15 protein-coding genes are annotated in these 16622 nt (G+C 72.5%); 6 read left to right on the forward strand and 9 right to left on the reverse strand.

The genetic code is table 11. From position 1 onward, the window contains the following. Positions 1 to 90: 90 nt before the first annotated feature. The 4 genes from ACFY8U_RS20035 to ACFY8U_RS20050 form a co-directional block, all read right to left on the reverse strand. The gene (locus ACFY8U_RS20035) at positions 91 to 675 is read right to left on the reverse strand and encodes a TetR/AcrR family transcriptional regulator (protein WP_389571842.1); all 585 of its coding nucleotides are present in this window, start codon (positions 673 to 675) and stop codon (positions 91 to 93) included. Positions 676 to 744: 69 nt separating this feature from the next. Further along, positions 745 to 1077, reverse strand: coding sequence for a nitrite reductase small subunit NirD (nirD, locus tag ACFY8U_RS20040; protein ID WP_361680006.1), 333 nt, complete (start codon positions 1075 to 1077; stop codon positions 745 to 747). 6 nt (positions 1078 to 1083) lie between these two features. Then, complete coding sequence (gene nirB / locus ACFY8U_RS20045) at positions 1084 to 3609, reverse strand: nitrite reductase large subunit NirB (protein WP_389571845.1); 2526 nt, start codon at positions 3607 to 3609, stop codon at positions 1084 to 1086. Between the two features lies 1 nt (position 3610). After that, positions 3611 to 4900: an NAD(P)/FAD-dependent oxidoreductase gene (locus tag ACFY8U_RS20050; RefSeq protein WP_389571846.1), complete on the reverse strand. Its 1290-nt coding sequence runs from the start codon at positions 4898 to 4900 to the stop codon at positions 3611 to 3613. Positions 4901 to 5112: 212 nt separating this feature from the next. Between ACFY8U_RS20050 and ACFY8U_RS20055 the strand changes: the two genes are divergently transcribed. From ACFY8U_RS20055 to ACFY8U_RS20065, 3 genes are read left to right on the forward strand one after another with little or no spacing between them, the layout of a single operon-like run. Next, on the forward strand, positions 5113 to 6546 hold the full coding sequence (locus tag ACFY8U_RS20055) for a ferric reductase-like transmembrane domain-containing protein (RefSeq protein ID WP_389571849.1): 1434 nt from the start codon (positions 5113 to 5115) through the stop codon (positions 6544 to 6546). Further along, positions 6539 to 6781 (forward strand): hypothetical protein, encoded by a 243-nt coding sequence (locus ACFY8U_RS20060; protein WP_361762457.1) that lies wholly within the window; start codon positions 6539 to 6541, stop codon positions 6779 to 6781. The genes ACFY8U_RS20055 and ACFY8U_RS20060 overlap by 8 nt, the downstream gene beginning before the upstream one ends. Before the next feature lie 37 nt (positions 6782 to 6818). Continuing rightward, a complete protein-coding gene (locus tag ACFY8U_RS20065; protein ID WP_389571852.1) occupies positions 6819 to 7598 on the forward strand; it encodes a TSUP family transporter in 780 nt (259 codons plus the stop codon). Between the two features lie 28 nt (positions 7599 to 7626). On the opposite strand, the gene ACFY8U_RS20070 is transcribed toward ACFY8U_RS20065, so the two are convergent. The 5 genes from ACFY8U_RS20070 to ACFY8U_RS20090 form a co-directional block, all read right to left on the reverse strand. After that, positions 7627 to 8244, reverse strand: coding sequence for a class F sortase (locus ACFY8U_RS20070; protein ID WP_361593966.1), 618 nt, complete (start codon positions 8242 to 8244; stop codon positions 7627 to 7629). Between the two features lie 156 nt (positions 8245 to 8400). Further along, positions 8401 to 8904: a hypothetical protein gene (locus ACFY8U_RS20075; protein WP_361434925.1), complete on the reverse strand. Its 504-nt coding sequence runs from the start codon at positions 8902 to 8904 to the stop codon at positions 8401 to 8403. 414 nt (positions 8905 to 9318) lie between these two features. After that, on the reverse strand, positions 9319 to 9717 hold the full coding sequence (locus ACFY8U_RS20080; RefSeq protein WP_389571855.1) for a hypothetical protein: 399 nt from the start codon (positions 9715 to 9717) through the stop codon (positions 9319 to 9321). After that, entirely contained in the window at positions 9714 to 11450 is a 1737-nt protein-coding gene (locus ACFY8U_RS20085; RefSeq protein WP_389571858.1) for a right-handed parallel beta-helix repeat-containing protein, read from the reverse strand. The genes ACFY8U_RS20080 and ACFY8U_RS20085 overlap by 4 nt, the downstream gene beginning before the upstream one ends. 150 nt (positions 11451 to 11600) lie before the next feature. Further along, complete coding sequence (locus tag ACFY8U_RS20090; protein WP_389571862.1) at positions 11601 to 12359, reverse strand: aminotransferase class IV; 759 nt, start codon at positions 12357 to 12359, stop codon at positions 11601 to 11603. Positions 12360 to 12437: 78 nt separating this feature from the next. Here ACFY8U_RS20090 and ACFY8U_RS20095 point away from each other — a divergent pair, with 78 nt between their 5' ends. From ACFY8U_RS20095 to ACFY8U_RS20105, 3 genes are read left to right on the forward strand one after another with little or no spacing between them, the layout of a single operon-like run. Further along, positions 12438 to 13037, forward strand: a complete 600-nt coding sequence (locus ACFY8U_RS20095) for an NADPH-dependent FMN reductase (protein WP_389571865.1) — start codon at positions 12438 to 12440, stop codon at positions 13035 to 13037. Positions 13038 to 13052: 15 nt separating this feature from the next. Continuing rightward, complete coding sequence (locus tag ACFY8U_RS20100; protein ID WP_389571868.1) at positions 13053 to 14786, forward strand: ABC transporter ATP-binding protein; 1734 nt, start codon at positions 13053 to 13055, stop codon at positions 14784 to 14786. Beyond that, positions 14783 to 16618: an ABC transporter ATP-binding protein gene (locus tag ACFY8U_RS20105; RefSeq protein ID WP_389571871.1), complete on the forward strand. Its 1836-nt coding sequence runs from the start codon at positions 14783 to 14785 to the stop codon at positions 16616 to 16618. Before ACFY8U_RS20100 ends, ACFY8U_RS20105 begins: the two co-directional genes overlap by 4 nt. Positions 16619 to 16622: the final 4 nt, after the last annotated feature.

The raw sequence follows: 16622 nt of genomic DNA on the forward strand, positions 1-16622 counted from the left end.
CCAACTCCCTTGTTTCTTGACCGTACGTTCCAATAAATAGGCCGGGGAAAGGGGCGCCGTAGGGCGCCCCTTTCGTTCTCGTGACCGGCCTCAGTCCAGCAGGGCCAGGGCCTGTTCCGCCGCCTCGTGGACCCGGGCCGGGTCGCTCGACGCCTTGCCGACCACGCGCAGCCCCTGCGCCAGGACGAGCAGCATCCGGGCCAGTGCCCGCGGATCGCGGTCGGCGGGCAGCTCACCCTGGGCGCGGGCCCGGACCAGCGCGGCGTGGATCAGGGTCTCGATGTGATCCCAGCTCCGCTCCACGCGGCGCGCCACCGCCTCGTCGTGCGGCCCCAGTTCGGCCGCCGAATTGGTGACGAAACAGCCGTTCAGCCGGGCTTCCTCGGCCCCCGCCTCCGCTGCGAAGCGGCGGATCAGGGCCCGTACGGGCGGAAGCGCCGGCCCGGGCGCGGACAGCTCCTCCAGGAGCAGCGGGTCGCGTGACCGGAGGTAGCGGTCCAGCGCCTTCAGGTACAGGGCGTGCTTGTTGCCGAAGGTCGCGTAGATGCTGGCGCGGCCGATCCCGATGGTCTCGACGAGATCCGCCATCGTCGTCGCCTCGTAGCCGCGCGCCCAGAACAGCTCGAGGGCTGCCTGGAGCGCGGCGTCCGGGTCGAATTCCTTTGTCCTGGCCACGCGTTGACTCTAGGAGTATCTGGAACGAGCGGTCAAGTAGAAATGATCAGTCGATACGGGACCGGCGCGTCACACGGTGCGCACCGGGAAGACCGCCACCGAAACTCCTTCGTCGTCCAGGCACTTCCCGGTCTCCAGGTCGAAGCGCTGCTTCAGGAGCGGCGAGGCCACGAAGGTCCGTCCGCCCGCCGATCCGAGGAGACCGCGGGACAGCACCTGGGCGCCCGTGAACGGGTCGCGGTTCTCGATCGCGTACGCCCGCCCCGCCCGGTCCAGGAAGAGCGCGGCCTGCCGGCCGTCGGGAAGCAGCGCGGCCACGCCCCGGCCCGGGATCAGCCGGGCGGTCTCGCAGACCGTCGTCCAGGCGTCGGCCTCGACGTCGTGGGAGAGTTCGAGGTTCATCGGGCTTCAGACCCCTTCCAGAGTTCCGATGGTGAGAACGGTCAGGTCCGGCTTGATCTGGTCGCGCTCCGGGATGAACCGCACCGACGGGTCCGGCGCGTCCGGCGCGTTCACGAAGGAGACGAATCGGCGCAGCCGCTCCGGGTCGTCCAGGGTCGCGGCCCACTCGTCCTGGTAGTCCTCGACATGGGCCGCCATCAGCGCCTCCAGCTCGTCGCAGAGCCCCAGCGAGTCGCGCACGACCACGTCCCGCAGATGGTCGAGCCCGCCCTCGAGGCGTTCCAGCCACACCGACGTGCGCTCCAGGCGGTCGGCGGTGCGGATGTAGAACATCAGGAACCGGTCGATCAGCCGCACCAGTTCGGCGTCCGAGAGGTCCTGCGCCAGCAGGTCCGCGTGGCGCGGGGTCGCGCCGCCGTTGCCGCCGACGTACAGGTTCCAGCCGTTGGCCGTCGCGATGACGCCGAAGTCCTTCGACTGCGCCTCCGCGCACTCTCGCGCGCAGCCGGAGACCGCCGACTTGAGCTTGTGCGGGGAGCGCAGACCCCGGTAGCGCAGCTCCAGCTGGATCGCCATCTTCACCGAGTCCTGGACGCCATAGCGGCACCAGGTCTGCCCCACGCAGGACTTCACCGTCCGCAGCGACTTGCCGTACGCGTGCCCCGACTCGAAGCCCGCGTCCACCAGCCGGGTCCAGATCGCCGGCAGCTGGTCCACCCGGGCGCCGAACAGGTCGATCCGCTGACCACCCGTGATCTTGGTGTAGAGGCCGAAGTCGCGGGCCACCTCACCGATCACGATCAGCTTCTCCGGGGTGATCTCGCCGCCCGGGATGCGGGGCACGACCGAGTACGAGCCGTTGCGCTGCATGTTCGCGAGGAAGTGGTCGTTGGTGTCCTGGAGGGAGGCCTGCTCGCCGTCCAGGATGTAGCCGCCCGCCCCGATCGTCGGAGCGAGACTGGCCAGGATCGAGCCGACGGTCGGCTTGCAGACCTCGCACCCCTCACCGCCCCGCGCCTCCGGCCGGCCGTGCGAGTCGAGCAGCTCGGCGAAGGAGGTCAGCCGCAGCGTACGGGTGATCTCGTACAGCTCACTGCGGGTGTACGAGAAGCAGCCGCACAGCCCCTTGTCCGCCGGCTCCGGCAGCAACTGGCCGATGAGCTTCACGCAACTTCCGCAGCCCGTGCCCGCCTTGGTGCACTTCTTCACCTCCGGCAGCGTCGCGCACTGACTGATCGCGTGCTTGGTGACGTTGTGGCACGAGCAGATGACGGCGTCGTCCGGCAGCGCGGACGGACCGAGCGCGACCGGCGCGCCCGCGCCCGCCGGGAGGACCAGCTGCTCGGGGGAGACGGGCGGCACCGAGCCGGTGAGCGGCCGCAGCATGCCGTACGAGTCGGCGTCACCGACCAGGACGCCGCCGAGCAGCACCCCGTCCCCGTCGACCACGAGCTTCTTGTAGACGCCGGAACGGGAGTCGGAGTACACGACGTCGAGGCAGCCCTCGGTCGTGCCGTGCGCGTCGCCGAAGGAGGCCACGTCCACACCGAGCAGCTTCAGCTTCGTCGACATGTCGGCGCCCGTGAAGGAGCGCTCCTCGGCCTCCTCGGCGATCGTCGCCGCCACCGTCAGCGCCATCTCGTAGCCGGGCGCCACCAGGCCGTACACCCGGCCGTCGGAGGCGAGCGCGCACTCGCCGATCGCGTAGACGGACGGGTCGGACGTCCGGCACCGGTCGTCCACCGCGATGCCGCCGCGCTCGCCGACCGCCAGACCGCAGTCGCGCGCCAGCTGGTCCCGGGGCCGTACACCCGCCGAGAACACGACCATGTCCGTGGCCACCTCGGAACCGTCCGAAAGGCGCATCCCGGTGACCACGCCGTCCTCGGTCACCACCTCCTGCGTGCCCGTGCCGGTGTGGACCGTCAGCCCCATCTGCTCGATCGTGCGCAGCAGCGCCGCGCCGCCGCCCTCGTCGACCTGCACCGGCATCAGCCGGGGAGCGAACTCCACGACGTGCGTGTCGAGTCCGAGCCCCTTGAGCGCACCCGCCGCCTCCAGGCCGAGCAGGCCGCCGCCGACGACCGCGCCGGTCGTCGCCGCCTTCGCGTACTCCTCGATCGCGAGCAGGTCCTCGATCGTCCGGTACACGAAACAGCCGCGCGCGTCCTTGCCGGGGACGGGCGGCACGAAGGGGTACGAGCCGGTGGCCAGGACGAGCGTGTCGTACGCGAAGACCTGCCCGGAGCGGGCGGTGACCGTACGGGCCGCGCGGTCGATCGACTCGGCCGGGTCGCCGACGTACAGCTCGATGCCGTATTTCTCCATGAAGCCGTCCTCGACCATCGACAGATCGTCGGGGGTACGGCCGTTGAAGTACGAGGTCAACTGGACGCGGTCGTAGGCGGGACGCGGCTCCTCGCAGAGGACGACGACCCGCGCGCGCTCGGTGACGCCCCGGTCCGCGAGCGCCTCCAGGAACCGCTGGCCGACCATGCCGTGGCCGACCAGGACGAGGGTGGGGGTGTGCATCTCAGGAGCCTCCGTCATGGGTGAGCAGATGAAGCAGGGGAGCGTCGGGCAGGGTCTCGTCGCCCTCCCACGCCCGGGCGAGCGTTCCGACCGCGGCGAGATCACCGAGCAGCACGCCGCCGACGAGCCGGTCGCCGCGGACGACGACCTTGCGATAGGCGCGCCGGGTGGCGTCGGTCAGCTGGACGACGTCGTCCCCGGGCAGCGGTGTGGCCTCGCCGAAGGCGGCCAGGTCGAGGGCCTCGAGCCCGGCTTCGGGCCCGCCGAGAGTGAGCCGGGTCAGGGCGCGCGTGCCGGTGTAGGCGGGGCGGGGCGCGGCGAGTTCGGCGGGGAGGGACGCAGCGAGTTCGGCGGGGAGGGTGGCGGTGCCGGCCGCGGGGGCAGCCTCCGTCGCCTCCGTCTCCTCCGACCGGAGGATGTCCGCCAGCGCGTCCGCCTGTTCCAGCGCCGGGCCCGCCAGTCCGTAGACGCGGCCGGCGTGCTCGGCGCAGTCGCCGATGGCGTGGATGTACGGGTCGGAGGTCCGCAGCTGGTCGTCGACGACGACGCCCGTACGGACGTCGAGCCCGGCGTCCCGGGCGAGACCGATCCTCGGCCTCACCCCGCACGCGAGCACCACGACCTGGGCGTCGAGCACGAAACCGTCGGCGAGTTCCACGGCCGTGACCGCGCCGTCCCGCTGCCGCAGCCCGCTGACGCGGCACTCGGTGTGCACCTCCACGCCGAGGGACTCCACGTGCGTCCGGAGCAGCTCCGAGGCTGAGGCGTCGAGCTGGCGCTCCATGAGCCGCTCGCCCTGCTGGGTCAGCACGACCTCCGCGCCGAGCGCGGCCAGCGCGCGGGCCGCCGAGACCCCGAGCAGACCGCCGCCGATGACGACCGCGCGGACCCCGGGGCGGACGACGGCCCGTAGCTCCAGGCAGTCGTCGAGCGTGCGGAACGGGTGGACGCCCGACGGCAGCAGCGAGCCGCGCAGTCCGCGCAGCGGCGGAAGCACCGGGTTGGAGCCGGTCGCCAGGACCAGCCGGTCGTAGCCGACCTCGGTGCCGTCGTCGCACTCCACGGTCCGGGCGGCCCGGTCGATCCGCACCGCCCGCACCCCGCGCCGCACCGGCTCCAGAGGAGCGGGCAGCGCGATCACCTCCGGCGCGTACCGCCCGGCGAGGACGTCCGCGAGCAGCACCCTGTTGTAGGGCGCGTGCGGCTCTTCGCCGAGGAGGGTGACGGGCAGACGCTGGGCGAGCCGGACGCCCGCCGTTCCGCCTCCGACCACCACGATCCGTGTACTCATGTACCGAAGAGTGCGGGGCGGGTGTTACCCGTCGGCATCCCGACTGTTTCCCGCACGGAACGCTGATCTCAGCTGCCGGGGTATCGCACTGTGAGGCGCGCGGCGGTGAGGCTTAACCGGTGGTCAGGGCGTCCTCAAGGGGGCCTTAAGGATCGCGGGGGAGGGGCTGACCTGGGGTTCTCGTATACCGCCTGACCCTAGTCTGCGGTGCTGTGACCACCGAGGTTCAGGAACCGACCCATCCGGCGCTCGCCGCGTATCTGGAGCAGCGCGAGGGGCGCGTGCGGTCCGGGCCGGTGCCCCGGCGCCTCCCGCCCGTCCCGCGCGCCCCCGTGCCGCTGCGCGTCGCCCCCGGGCGGCTGCGGGACGGCATCGTCGCCGGGGCCGGGGGTGTCGCGCTCCTGTGGGGGGTCCAGGCGGAGCCCTCCGCACGGCTCGACGCGTTCTTCGCCGGTGGCGCCCACCTCACCGGCCTGCTCGCCGGCTACGGCGTGCTCGTCATGCTCTTCCTGATGGCCCGTGTCCCCGCCGTCGAGCACGGGGTCGGTGCCGACCGGCTCGCCCGGTGGCACGCCCTCGGCGGACGGTACGTCCTCGGACTCGTCGGCGCCCACGCGCTCCTCGCGCTCTGCGGGTACGCCGTGCACACCCGTACCGACCTCGTCACCGCCGCCGTCGGCCTGCTCTCGTACCCCGCGCTCGCCGCCGCCACCGCCGGCACCGCGCTCTTCGTCGCCGTCGGGGTGACCTCCGCCCGGGCCGCCCGGCGGCGGCTGCGCCACGAGACCTGGCGCGCGGTCCATCTGCTCAGCCACCTCGCCGCCGCCCTCGGCTTCGTCCACCAGCTCGCGGGCCCCGACCTCACCGGAAGCGTGCTCGCGCTCTGGGGCTGGTCGATGGCCCACGCCACCGTGGCCGTCCTCCTCGTCTGGTACCGGATCGTCGTCCCCGTCCGGCAGGCCCTCCGCCACACCCTTCGCGTGACCGAGGTCCGCGACGAGAGCGCGGACGTCGTCTCGGTGACCATCCGCGGCACCGGCCTGGAGCGGCTGTGCGCCGAACCCGGCCAGTTCTTCCGCTGGCGGTTCCTGTCCCGGCGGCTCTGGCGCACCGCGCTGCCGTTCTCCCTCTCCGCGCCCGTCCGCGACGACACCCTGCGGATCACCGTCAAGGCCCTCGGCGACCACACCCGCCGGATCCGCCGGCTGCGCCCCGGCACCCGCGTCCTGGCCACCGGACCGTTCGGCGCGCTCACCGCCCACCGCCGCACCCGCCGCAAGGTGCTGCTGCTCGCCGGGGGCGTGGGCATCACCCCGATGCGGGCGCTGTTCGAGACCCTGCCCGGCGGGCCCGGCGACGTGACGCTGCTCTACCGGGCGTCCGACGCGGAAGGGCTCGTCCTGCGCGAGGAGCTCGAACGGATCGCCCACGCACGCCAGGCCGCGCTCCACTACCTCCTCGGCCCCTCCGACGCCTCCTACGACCCGCTCGCCCCGCAGGCCCTGCTGGGCCTCGTGCCCGACCTCGCCGCCCACGACGTCTATCTGTGCGGCCCGCCCGCGATGGCCCGTGCGGCCACCGACGCACTCGTCCGGGCCGGGGTCCCCGCCCGCCGCATCCACACCGAGGACTTCAGCCATGACTAAGCACCGCGCCCCGCGCCCCCGCGTCACCGCCCGCCTCACCGGCCACTCCGCTGCCCGCGCCCAGGCCGTCCACCCCACCGACCGGGCCAGACGGCAGGTCGCGGCCGGGCTCCTCGCCGTCGGCGCCCTCGCCGCGACCTTCCTCACGGTCGCCGTCGAACCGGCCGCGCCGCCCGCGCCCGACCGGTCTCCGATCGGCACAACCTCAGACGTAGCTCAACTCTCCAGGGATTGATGGACGGCACACCCATCTCCTCCCTAGGCTCGCGATCATGCCTGACATATCCCTCACGACGATCGTCCTGCTCTGCGTCGCCGCACTCGTGGCCGGCTGGATCGACGCCGTGGTCGGCGGGGGAGGGCTCCTGCTGCTGCCCGCCCTGCTGCTCGGGCTTCCGCACGCCTCGCCGGGGCAGGTCCTCGGCACCAACAAGGCCGTGGCGATCGTCGGCACGACCGGGGCCGCCGTCGCCTACGTACGCAGGGCCCCGGTGCAGGTGAAGACGGCCGTACGGATCGGGCTGGCGGCCCTCGCGGGGTCGATGGCAGGCGCCTTCTTCGCGGCCGGGATCAGCAGCGACGTGCTGCGACCCGTGATCATGGTCGTGCTCGTGGGCGTGGCCGCGTTCGTGATGCTGCGGCCGTCCTTCGGGACGCAGACGGAGGCCAAGGGGCCCGTCGGCCGGGCCCGGGTCGTCACCGCGATCGTGCTCGTCGGCGGCGGGATCGGCTTCTACGACGGGCTGTTCGGGCCGGGGACCGGCACCTTCCTGGTCCTCGCCCTCACCGCCGTGCTCCATCTCGACATGGTGACCGCCTCCGCCACCGCCAAGATCGTCAATGTGTGCACCAACGCGGGCGCGCTCGCGATGTTCGCCTACCAGGGCACCGTGCTCTGGCAGCTGGCGGCGGTCATGGCCGTCTTCAACCTGGCCGGCGGGATGATCGGAGCGCGGATGGCGCTGAGCAAGGGCGCCGAGTTCGTCCGCCGGGTGCTGCTCGTCGTCGTCTTCTCGCTGGTCGCGAAGCTCGCCTTCGACCAGTGGTCCTGAGCGGCGTCCGCGCACGTCGAAGGCGAGCTCAGCGCACGCCGATGAGGTGGCCGAAGGCGACCACGTTGCCCTGGTAGCCGTTCTTCTTGGTGAAGCCGCCGCCGCAGGTGATCACGCGCAGCTCGGCCCGGTCTGCCTCGCCGTAGACCTTGGCGTCGGGGAACTCCTCGTTCTCGTACACCTCGACCGCGTCGATCGTGAAGACGGCGGTCCGGCCGTCCTGGCGGTCCACCTCGATCCTGTTGCCCTTCTTGAGCGCGCCGAGGGCGTAGAAGACGGCGGGGCCCCGCGCGTTGTCGACATGGCCGGCGACGATCGCGGTGCCCTTGGCGCCGGGCGCGGTGCCGCCCTCGTACCAGCCGGCCAGGTTGCCGTTCTCCGCCGGCGGTACGTCGAGAGCGCCGTCGGCGGCGAGGCCGAGCCCCATCATGGGCGTGTCCACGTCGATCTCGGGGATGCGGAGCCGGACGGGCGCGGAGGGCGGCAGCGGGTCGGCGGCGGCGGTGGTGTGCGCGTTCGGGCCGGCGGCGAAGGCCTGGGCGGCGGACGGGACCGGCGGCGTGACGTTCTCCGAGCCGTTCTGGACGAGCCAGATGCCGACGCACACGGCGACGGCTATGCCCCAGCCCTTGCTCCTGTTGCTCACGTTCTGCCCTCTCGGGGTGTGCGGGGAAGGGGTCCCGGGCGGGGGAGCGGTCCCGGTCGGTACACGGGTCCGGGCGGCACACGGGTCCCCGGGTGTGGCCCTGCCCCCGCCGGGCCTCATGCGGGCGCGCGGCGGGGGCAGGACGTGCGGTACGTCTCAGCCGTCCTGCGCGCCGCTCGCCCGGCGGCGCAGGAGCCACGTACCGCCGACGGCAGCCGCGGCCAGCACCGCCGCGCCCGCCGCGATCTGGGTGGTGTCGGGGCCGACGCTGCCCCCGACACCGGTACTCACATGGCCGCTCGGGGCCTTGTGCCTGACTTCGAGCTCGCCGCGGGCCGTCCTGCCGTTGTCGCAGGCGACGCTGATCCAGTACGTACCGGCCTTGGCGTGGTGCGGGACCTTGAACTGACCGACCACGACCTCCTTGTGCGTGCTCGGGTTCAGCTGGAAGTCGCCCGCGCCGAGGGACTGTGCGTCGCCGACGCCGTGGCCGTGCTTTCCGCAGGCGAGCGTGTTGACGGTGACGGTGGTGCCCGGGGTCGCGGAGGACGGGTAGACCTCGAGGGCCTCGGAGTCCCCGGCGTACGCGGGGGCGCCGAGGGCACCGACGGCGGCGACCGTCAACGCGGTACCGGTGAGCAGGCGGGCAGTGGTGCGCATGGGGTCCTCCGGGGCGCGCGAGCGGTCATGCCGGGGAGGCCTCCCGGGAGGGACTTCCCGGGACCTACCTCCTAGGACCGAGATAAGAGCCGCGGCGCGCCGCGCGCCTGCTGAGGGAGGGTCAGAATTACGCCGTCCGGTGCGGTGCGCCGCCTTGCCTGAGCGGTGTTTACGCAGGTCAGGGTGGGTTACGGGGAGTCAGCTGACGATCCGTGTCGAACGGGTGACACGGGCGGGCACGCGCCGGGCTGCGCGCCTGCCGAGCCGCCCCCTGCAAGCGGCCCCGAGCCGCGCGTGCAGAGCCGCGCCTCGCCCCTCCCGCCGGGGCGGCGCCAAGCCTCGCCCTCCGCCGGGCAGCGCCGCGCCTCGCCCTCCGCCGGGCAGCGCCGCGCGCCTCGCCCCTCCTCGTGACCGTCAGACGATCAGCCCTTCGATCGCCGACAGCGCCCATTCCTGCGCGCCCACCGTCGTGCCGGCCGCGACTCCGGTCGCGACGGGCGCCAGCGCTCCCCTGAGGGTGGCGAGCACCCGGCGTACCTTGCCCGGCTCGGGTTCCGGCTGGGTGATCACGTCCAGGACGTCTCCCGCGGCGGCCTCCGCGTCCTCGCGGTCCTGCTCGCCGAGGCCGGCCTCGGGCAGCTGCCGCAGCAGCTCGGTCACGCGCGCGGCGAGCTCCTCGTAGCCCGGGGCGACCGCGCTGTTGACCTGCTGGTTCTGGGTGACCGTCTCGCTGTTCCAGGCGAGCTGGTTGTTGTGGGCCGGCCCGATGAACACCGGGCCGTCGTAGCGGTTCACGTGCTGCGGATCACTCATGTGCCAGGACCGTCCTCTGTCGTGTGCCGCTGGATGACGTGGTTGACGTTGTCGTTGTTCCACAGGATGTGGCTGTTGATGACCGGCTTGTTGAAGACCGGTCCGTTGAAGATGTTGACGATCGTCGGCGGCACCTCGACCGGCTCCTCGTTCCGTACGACCGGCAGTGACGTGCTCAGTGAGACCAGGTCGACCCGGCCGTTGTGCCGCACGGCCGTATCCCCCGGCCCGCTCACGGAGCAGTCCACGAGCCGGCCGCCGCACTCGTCGTCGAAGGCCGCGCCCACGGCCGCGCAGTCCGTGAACGCGCCGCGCGTGACGTCCAGGTAGGCGGAGTCCTTGCCGTATACGCCCAGGGCTCCCGAGCCGGTGACGGCCAGGTCCGTCGCGAAGAGCCGCGCGCTGCCGAAGACGACGGCCCCGCCGCTCGTCACCGCCCGGACACCGCTGTCCGACACACGCAGCGAGGCCTCCTCGCCGACGCCGAACCCCAGCACTCCGCGTTCCGCCCTGATGCCCTTGAGGGAGACCCGGGCCTGGCCGCCGACGGCCACCGCCGCCAGGGCGAAGTCGTGGAACTCCGAGTCGGCGACCTCGGCCGTGGTGCCTCCGTTGCCCCGCACCTCCAGACCGGACGGGCAGCGGTCCACCCGGACGCGCTCGAACACGGCCGTCGAGTCGTCGTCGAAGACGCGCAGCGCCGAGCCCGTCAGATCCTCGATCCCGATGCCGGTGAAGCGGCCCCTGGCGCCTCCGGTGACGGCGATACCGACGTTGCCCCCCGACACGCGGCAGCCGTGCACCTCCGGCGCGCCGCCTTTCGTCGAGAACACCGCCACATTGCCCGCGCCGACCACCTGACAGTCCTCGAACCTGCCCCGGCCCGAGGTCTGGACGTTGATGCCGGTGTCGCGGCACGCGGTGAGCACACAGCCGCGCACCACCGGGTCCGCGCCGCTCGCCGCACCGATCCCGTGCCGTGCGTCGGTGACGCGGGTGCGGTCCACGGAGCCCCGGGACTGCTCGATGAACATGATCCCCTCCGCGTGGACGGCGGTGATCGTGCAGTCGGCCACGGTGAGTTCGGCCCGGGTGTCCGCCATCAGGGCCGCGTTACCGGTGCCGGTCAGCTCGCACCCGGTGACCACGCCGTACGCGTTGCAGACCCGCACCCCGTGGATCCGGCTGCCCTCGATCCGGCTGCCGTGGACGGAGACCCGGGCCCCCTCGATCACGGCGACGGCGTTGTCGGCGGCGTCGGTGAACCGGCACCGCTCGACCAGCCCGGAGGACCCGCTGAAGAGGGTGCGGCCGTGCCGGACCGTGCTGTCCCGCAGGGTGACGGAGGTGTGCGGCCGTGCGTGCACGGCGACGCCGCCCCGTACGCGGACCTCCGTGTGGTCGAGGGTGAGCGTTCCCCACTGGCAGGCGACGGCGTCGGCCTCCGTGTCGTTGCCGGTCAGGACGAGGCCCTCGACGTGCACCGCTCCGGAGCTCTCGAGCACGGTCCCGTGCGGCCGGCTCACCACGACGGAACCCGCCCCTTCGAGCGCGATCAGCCGGACCTCGCCCCGGACGAGCAGCATCTCGTCGTAGTGGCCGGGGGCGATCTCGATCTGCGCGGCCCGGCCCCGGGCGGCCGCGGCGCGGAGGGCGGAGGTGATGTCGGGATAGCCGCGACGGCCGCCCCGCGGCGAGACGACGTACCTCGCGACCATCTCCCGAACCCCCATGTCACCCACCTGCACCATCGATGCTACCCGGCGCCCGGCGCCGAACAACCGCTGAAGCGGGCCGTGTTCAGCACGAACGGCCCATCGCAACGGCCGTTCCGCCCGGGCCGTTCCGCCCGGGCCGTTCCGCAGGGCTCTCCCCTCAAGCCGCTACAGCCGCTCCCACGCCACCGACTCGTACGCCTCGTGCACCCGCCCCATCAGCTCCTCGTCCACCGCGAACCCGAGCGCGTCGATCCCGCCCACCGGCGAGATGCCGCGCGAGTTCGTGACGAACGCCGCCCGCATCCCGGGGAGATCGGCCATCGTCACCCGGCGCCGCACCGAGCCCAGGCGCTGTTCGAGCAGTGCCATCGTGACGCCCGTGAGGCAGGGCGCCGACGGCCAGATCACCGATGTGCCGTCCCAGAAGGCGATGTTGGTGACCGCGCCCTCCGCGATCTCGCCGTCCCGGGAGATCAGCAGCGCGTCGTCGTACCCCTCACGCCGGGCAGCCTCGCCGTAGTACGACTGGCCGAACCCGCCCAGGTGCTTGATGTGGGGAGCGGGGCGCCAGTACGTGACGGACTTCAGCCGCTGCGGGGTCCGGGGCGCGGTGGCCGGGGCGCGGACGGTGGTCACGATGCGGACACCCTCGTAGACGTACACCCGCGCGGTCGCGTCCGTCAGGCCCGCCGTCCTGAGCGCGCCGGCCAGGAGCCGCCTGACGTGCTCGCCGTCGATGCCCTGCCCGAAGAGCTCGCGGGTGGCCCGGTCGAGGCGGTCGACGTGCAGGTCGAAACCGCGCACCCGGCCGTCCCGTACCTGCATCGCGGTGAAGTGGCCGAAGCCGCTCAACAGGGTGGCGAGGAGCGCGGGATCGGCCGCCGGGGCGCCGTCGATCTCGATGTGCGGAGGGGGTGTCGTCATACCCGTCACGGTATGCCGACGAGGTCCGGAAAGTCGGCGCTTGACCTCAAGCAAACTTGAGGTATCAGGATCCTCGGCATGGACATCACCCACGCGGACTCCACGCCGCTCACGCTCGCCGTCGTCGTCGCCAGCAACCGCGAGGGCCGGTTCGCGCCCGTCGTCGCCGACTGGTTCCGCACCCGCGTCGCCGAACGCGCCGACTTCACCGTCGAGGTCGTCGACCTCGCCGACGTCGCGCTGCCCACCGCCCTCTCCCACCACCCCGACGCCACCGCGCGCGCCGAACTCGCCAAGGTCTCCCCGGTCCTCGCCGCCGCCGACGCGTTCGTCGTCCTCACCCCCGAGTACAACCACTCCTTCCCCGCCCCGCTCAAGTCCCTCATCGACTGGCACTACACCGAGTGGCAGGCCAAGCCCGTCGGCTTCGTCTCGTACGGCGGCATCTCCGGCGGCCTGCGCGCCGTCGAGCAACTGCGCCAGGTCTTCGCCGAGATGCACGCCGTGACCGTCCGCGACACGGTCTCCTTCCACAACGCCCACGGCCACTTCGACGAGGACGGACGCCACAAGGACCCCACCGGACCGGACGCCGCCGCCAAGACGATGCTCGACCAGCTCGCCTGGTGGGCGCACGCCCTGCGGGACGCCAAGTCCGTCCGCTCCTACGGCGCCTGAGGGGGAGTCCCGCCCATGCTGCTCCGACTCGTCGCCGGCCGGCTCCGGCCCTACCGGCGCACCCTGGCCCTCGTCGTCGTTCTCCAGCTCGTCCAGTCCCTCGCCTCCCTCACCCTCCCCACCCTCAACGCCGACGTCATCGACAACGGCGTGCTGCGCGGCGACACCGCCCATGTCCTCACCGGCGGCGCTCTGATGGCCGCCGTCACCCTCCTCCAGGCGGCCGCCGCGGCCGCCGCCGTCTACTACGGCGCCAAGATCGCCATGGGTGTTGCCCGTGATCTGCGCGCCACCGCCTTCCGCCGCGTCCAGGACTTCTCCGCCCGGGAGATGAGCCGCTTCGGCACCGCCTCCCTCATCACCCGCACCACCAACGACGTCCAGCAGGTGCAGACGTTCGCCGTCCTCGTCCTGACGATGCTCGTGGCGGCGCCCCTGATGTGCGTCGGCGGCATCGCCATGGCCCTGGACCAGGACGTCCCGCTCGCGCTGCTGCTCCTGCTCTTCGTCCCGCTCATGGCGGGTGCCGTCGGCACCGTCGTCCTGCGCATGCGACCGCTCTTCCGCGGGATGCAGGAACGCGTCGACGGGGTCAACCGGGTGATGCGCGAGCAGATCACCGGCATCCGGGTCGTCCGCGCCTTCGTCCGCGACCGTCACGAGCAGCGGCGGTTCGCCGCCGCCAACGGCGAACTGCGGTCGGTCGGACTGCGGGTGGGCCGGCTCCAGGCCCTGATGTTCCCGATCGTGCTGATCGTCTGGGAGCTCTCGACCGTCGCCATCATCTGGGCGGGAGCCCACCGGATCGAGTCCGGGGTCCTGCAGGCCGGTTCGCTGATCGCGTTCCTCGGCTATCTGCTCCAGATCATGATGTCGGTGATGATGGTCCTCTTCCTGCTGATGCACATGCCCCGCGCCGAGGTCAGCGCCGAACGCATCCAGGAGATCCTCACCACCGAACCCTCCGTCTCCGCCCCCGCTGCACCCGTCCACGCGCTACGAGGTCCGGGACGGCTCGACATCCACGACGCCGACTACCGCTATCCCGGCGCCGAGGAACCCGTCCTGCGCTCCGTCAGCCTCAGCGCCCGCCCCGGCACCACCACCGCCGTCATCGGCTCCACCGGCAGCGGCAAGACCACCCTCCTCGGCCTCGTCCCCCGGCTCTTCGACGCCACGGGCGGCCGGATCACCGTCGGCGGCGTCGACGTCCGCGCCATGGACCCCGCGCTGCTCGCCCGTACCGTCGGCCTCGTCCCCCAGAAGCCGTACCTCTTCTCCGGCACGGTCGCGAGCAACCTGCGGTACGGAAAACCCGGGGCGACCGACGAGGAGCTGTGGCACGCCCTGGAGGTCGCCCAGGCCGCCGACTTCGTGCGGAAGCTCCCCGAAGGCCTCGACGCGCCGGTCTCGCAGGGCGGCACCAACCTCTCCGGCGGCCAGCGCCAGCGCCTCGCCATCGCCCGGGTCCTCGTCGTCCGACCGCGGGTGTACCTCTTCGACGACTCCTTCTCCGCCCTCGACAACCGCACCGACGCGCTGCTGCGACAGGCCCTCAGGGCGGAGACCGCCGACGCGACCGTCGTCATCGTCGCCCAGCGCGTCTCCACCATCCGCGACGCCGACCGGATCGTCGTCCTCGACCAGGGCCGGGCCGTCGGCAGCGGCACCCACGAGGAGCTCATGCGGGACAACGCCACCTACCGGGAGATCGTCCTCTCCCAGCTCACCGAGGAGGAAGCAGCGTGAGTGCCCCCCAGCGCCGGGGACCTGCCGTCCAGCAGCGCGGCCCCGGCATCAGCACCCCGTCCCTCGAACGCTCCCTGAACTTCCGCTCCTCCGGCCTGCGCCTGCTGCGCACCATGGCCCCCGACCGCCCCCGGCTGCTCGGCGTGCTCGCCGCCGCCGCGGCGAGCGTCGCCCTCGCCGTCCTCAGCCCGCTGATCCTCGGCCACGCCACCGACCTCGTCGTCACCGGCGCCGCGAGCCCGGCCGGCGTCGACTTCCGCGCCGTCGGCCAGGCCCTCGCCGCCGCCTTCGCGGCCGTCGCGGGCTCCGCCGCGCTCACCTGGCTCCAGCAGCGGCTCGCCACGACCGTCGTCCAGCGCGCCGGGTACCGGCTGCGCGCCGAGGCCCAGCGCAAGCTGGCCCGGCTGCCGCTCTCGTACACCGACCGGCAGCCGCGTGGCGAGGTCCTCAGCCGCACCACCAACGACATCGACAACATCACCCAGACCCTCCAACAGGCTTTCAGCCAGATGGTCCGGGCGCTGCTCACGATCGTCGGCGTGCTGGTGATGATGTGCTGGATCTCTCCGCTGCTCGCCCTCGTCGCCCTCGCGACCGTCCCCCTCTCGCTGCTGGTCGCGGCCCGGATCGGCAAGCGGGCCCAGCCGCAGTTCGTGAAGCAGTGGGCCGTCACCGGTCGCCTCAACAGCCATGTCGAGGAGATGATCACCGGGCACGCGGAGGTCGTCGTCTTCGGGCGGCGCGACGCGGCCGTGGCCCGCTTCGACGAGCTCGGCGAGGAGCTGTACGCGGCGAGCTTCCGCGCCCAGTTCATCTCCGGCTTCATCCAGCCGGCCCTCACCTTCGTCGGCAACCTCAACTACGTCCTGATCGCGGTCGTCGGCGGGCTGCGGGTGGCGAGCGGAACGCTGAGCGTCGGCGACGTCCAGGCGTTCATCCAGTACTCGTACGAGTTCAGCGGCCCGATCAACCAGGTCGCGGCCATGGCCAACCTGCTGCAGTCCGGAGTCGCCTCCGCCGAGCGGGTCTTCGACCTGCTGGACGCCGAGGAGGAGTCTCCGGCGCCCGAGGACGCGCCGCGCCCGGAGACGGTCACCGGCCGGGTCTCGTTCGAGAAGGTCGCCTTCCGCTACGAGCCGGAGAAGCCGCTGGTCGAGGACCTGTCGCTGACGGTGGAGCCGGGGCAGACGGTCGCGATCGTCGGCCCGACAGGTGCCGGCAAGACCACGCTGGTGAATCTGCTGATGCGGTTCTACGAGGTGACGGGCGGCCGCATCACCCTCGACGGGGTGGACGTGGCGAGCATGGCACGGGAGGACCTCAGGTCGGGGATCGGGATGGTCCTCCAGGACACCTGGCTGTTCGGCGGGACGATCGCCGAGAACATCGCCTACGGAGCGAGCGGCGAGGTCACCCGGGAGCGGATCGTGGAGGCCGCCATGGCCACCCATGCCGACCGGTTCATCCGCACCCTGCCCGACGGCTACGACACGGTCCTCGACGAGGACGGCGCCGGGCTCAGCGCGGGGGAGAAGCAGCTCGTCACGATCGCCCGGGCCTTCCTGTCCGAGCCGGTGATCCTGGTCCTCGACGAGGCGACCAGCTCGGTCGACACCCGCACCGAGGTCCTCATCCAGCGGGCCATGTCCTCGCTCCGGAAGGGCCGTACGTCGTTCGTGATCGCCCACCGGCTCTCCACCATCAGGGACGCGGACGTGATCCTCGTGATGGAGAACGGCTCGATCGTCGAACAGGGCACGCACGAGGAACTCCTGGCGGCGGGCGGCGCGTACGCCCGGCTGTACGCGGCCCAGTTCGCCGCGGCGGCCTGAGTAC

Origin of the sequence: Streptomyces sp. NPDC012508, from assembly GCF_042902595.1 — a bacterium.
In the GTDB taxonomy this organism is placed as follows: Bacteria; Actinomycetota; Actinomycetes; order Streptomycetales; family Streptomycetaceae; genus Streptomyces.

Bases quoted from the DNA above. Each gene is read 5' to 3' on its own strand.
- nirD (WP_361680006.1), bottom strand. From the start codon at position 1,077: ATGAACCTCGAACTCTCCCACGACGTCGAGGCCGACGCCTGGACGACG.
- nirB (WP_389571845.1), bottom strand. From the start codon at position 3,609: ATGCACACCCCCACCCTCGTCCTGGTCGGCCACGGCATGGTCGGCCAG.
- ACFY8U_RS20050 (WP_389571846.1), bottom strand. From the start codon at position 4,900: ATGAGTACACGGATCGTGGTGGTCGGAGGCGGAACGGCGGGCGTCCGG.
- ACFY8U_RS20060 (WP_361762457.1), top strand. From the start codon at position 6,539: ATGACTAAGCACCGCGCCCCGCGCCCCCGCGTCACCGCCCGCCTCACC.
- ACFY8U_RS20065 (WP_389571852.1), top strand. From the start codon at position 6,819: ATGCCTGACATATCCCTCACGACGATCGTCCTGCTCTGCGTCGCCGCA.
- ACFY8U_RS20075 (WP_361434925.1), bottom strand. From the start codon at position 8,904: ATGCGCACCACTGCCCGCCTGCTCACCGGTACCGCGTTGACGGTCGCC.
- ACFY8U_RS20080 (WP_389571855.1), bottom strand. From the start codon at position 9,717: ATGAGTGATCCGCAGCACGTGAACCGCTACGACGGCCCGGTGTTCATC.
- ACFY8U_RS20085 (WP_389571858.1), bottom strand. From the start codon at position 11,450: ATGGGGGTTCGGGAGATGGTCGCGAGGTACGTCGTCTCGCCGCGGGGC.
- ACFY8U_RS20090 (WP_389571862.1), bottom strand. From the start codon at position 12,359: ATGACGACACCCCCTCCGCACATCGAGATCGACGGCGCCCCGGCGGCC.
- ACFY8U_RS20095 (WP_389571865.1), top strand. From the start codon at position 12,438: ATGGACATCACCCACGCGGACTCCACGCCGCTCACGCTCGCCGTCGTC.
- ACFY8U_RS20100 (WP_389571868.1), top strand. From the start codon at position 13,053: ATGCTGCTCCGACTCGTCGCCGGCCGGCTCCGGCCCTACCGGCGCACC.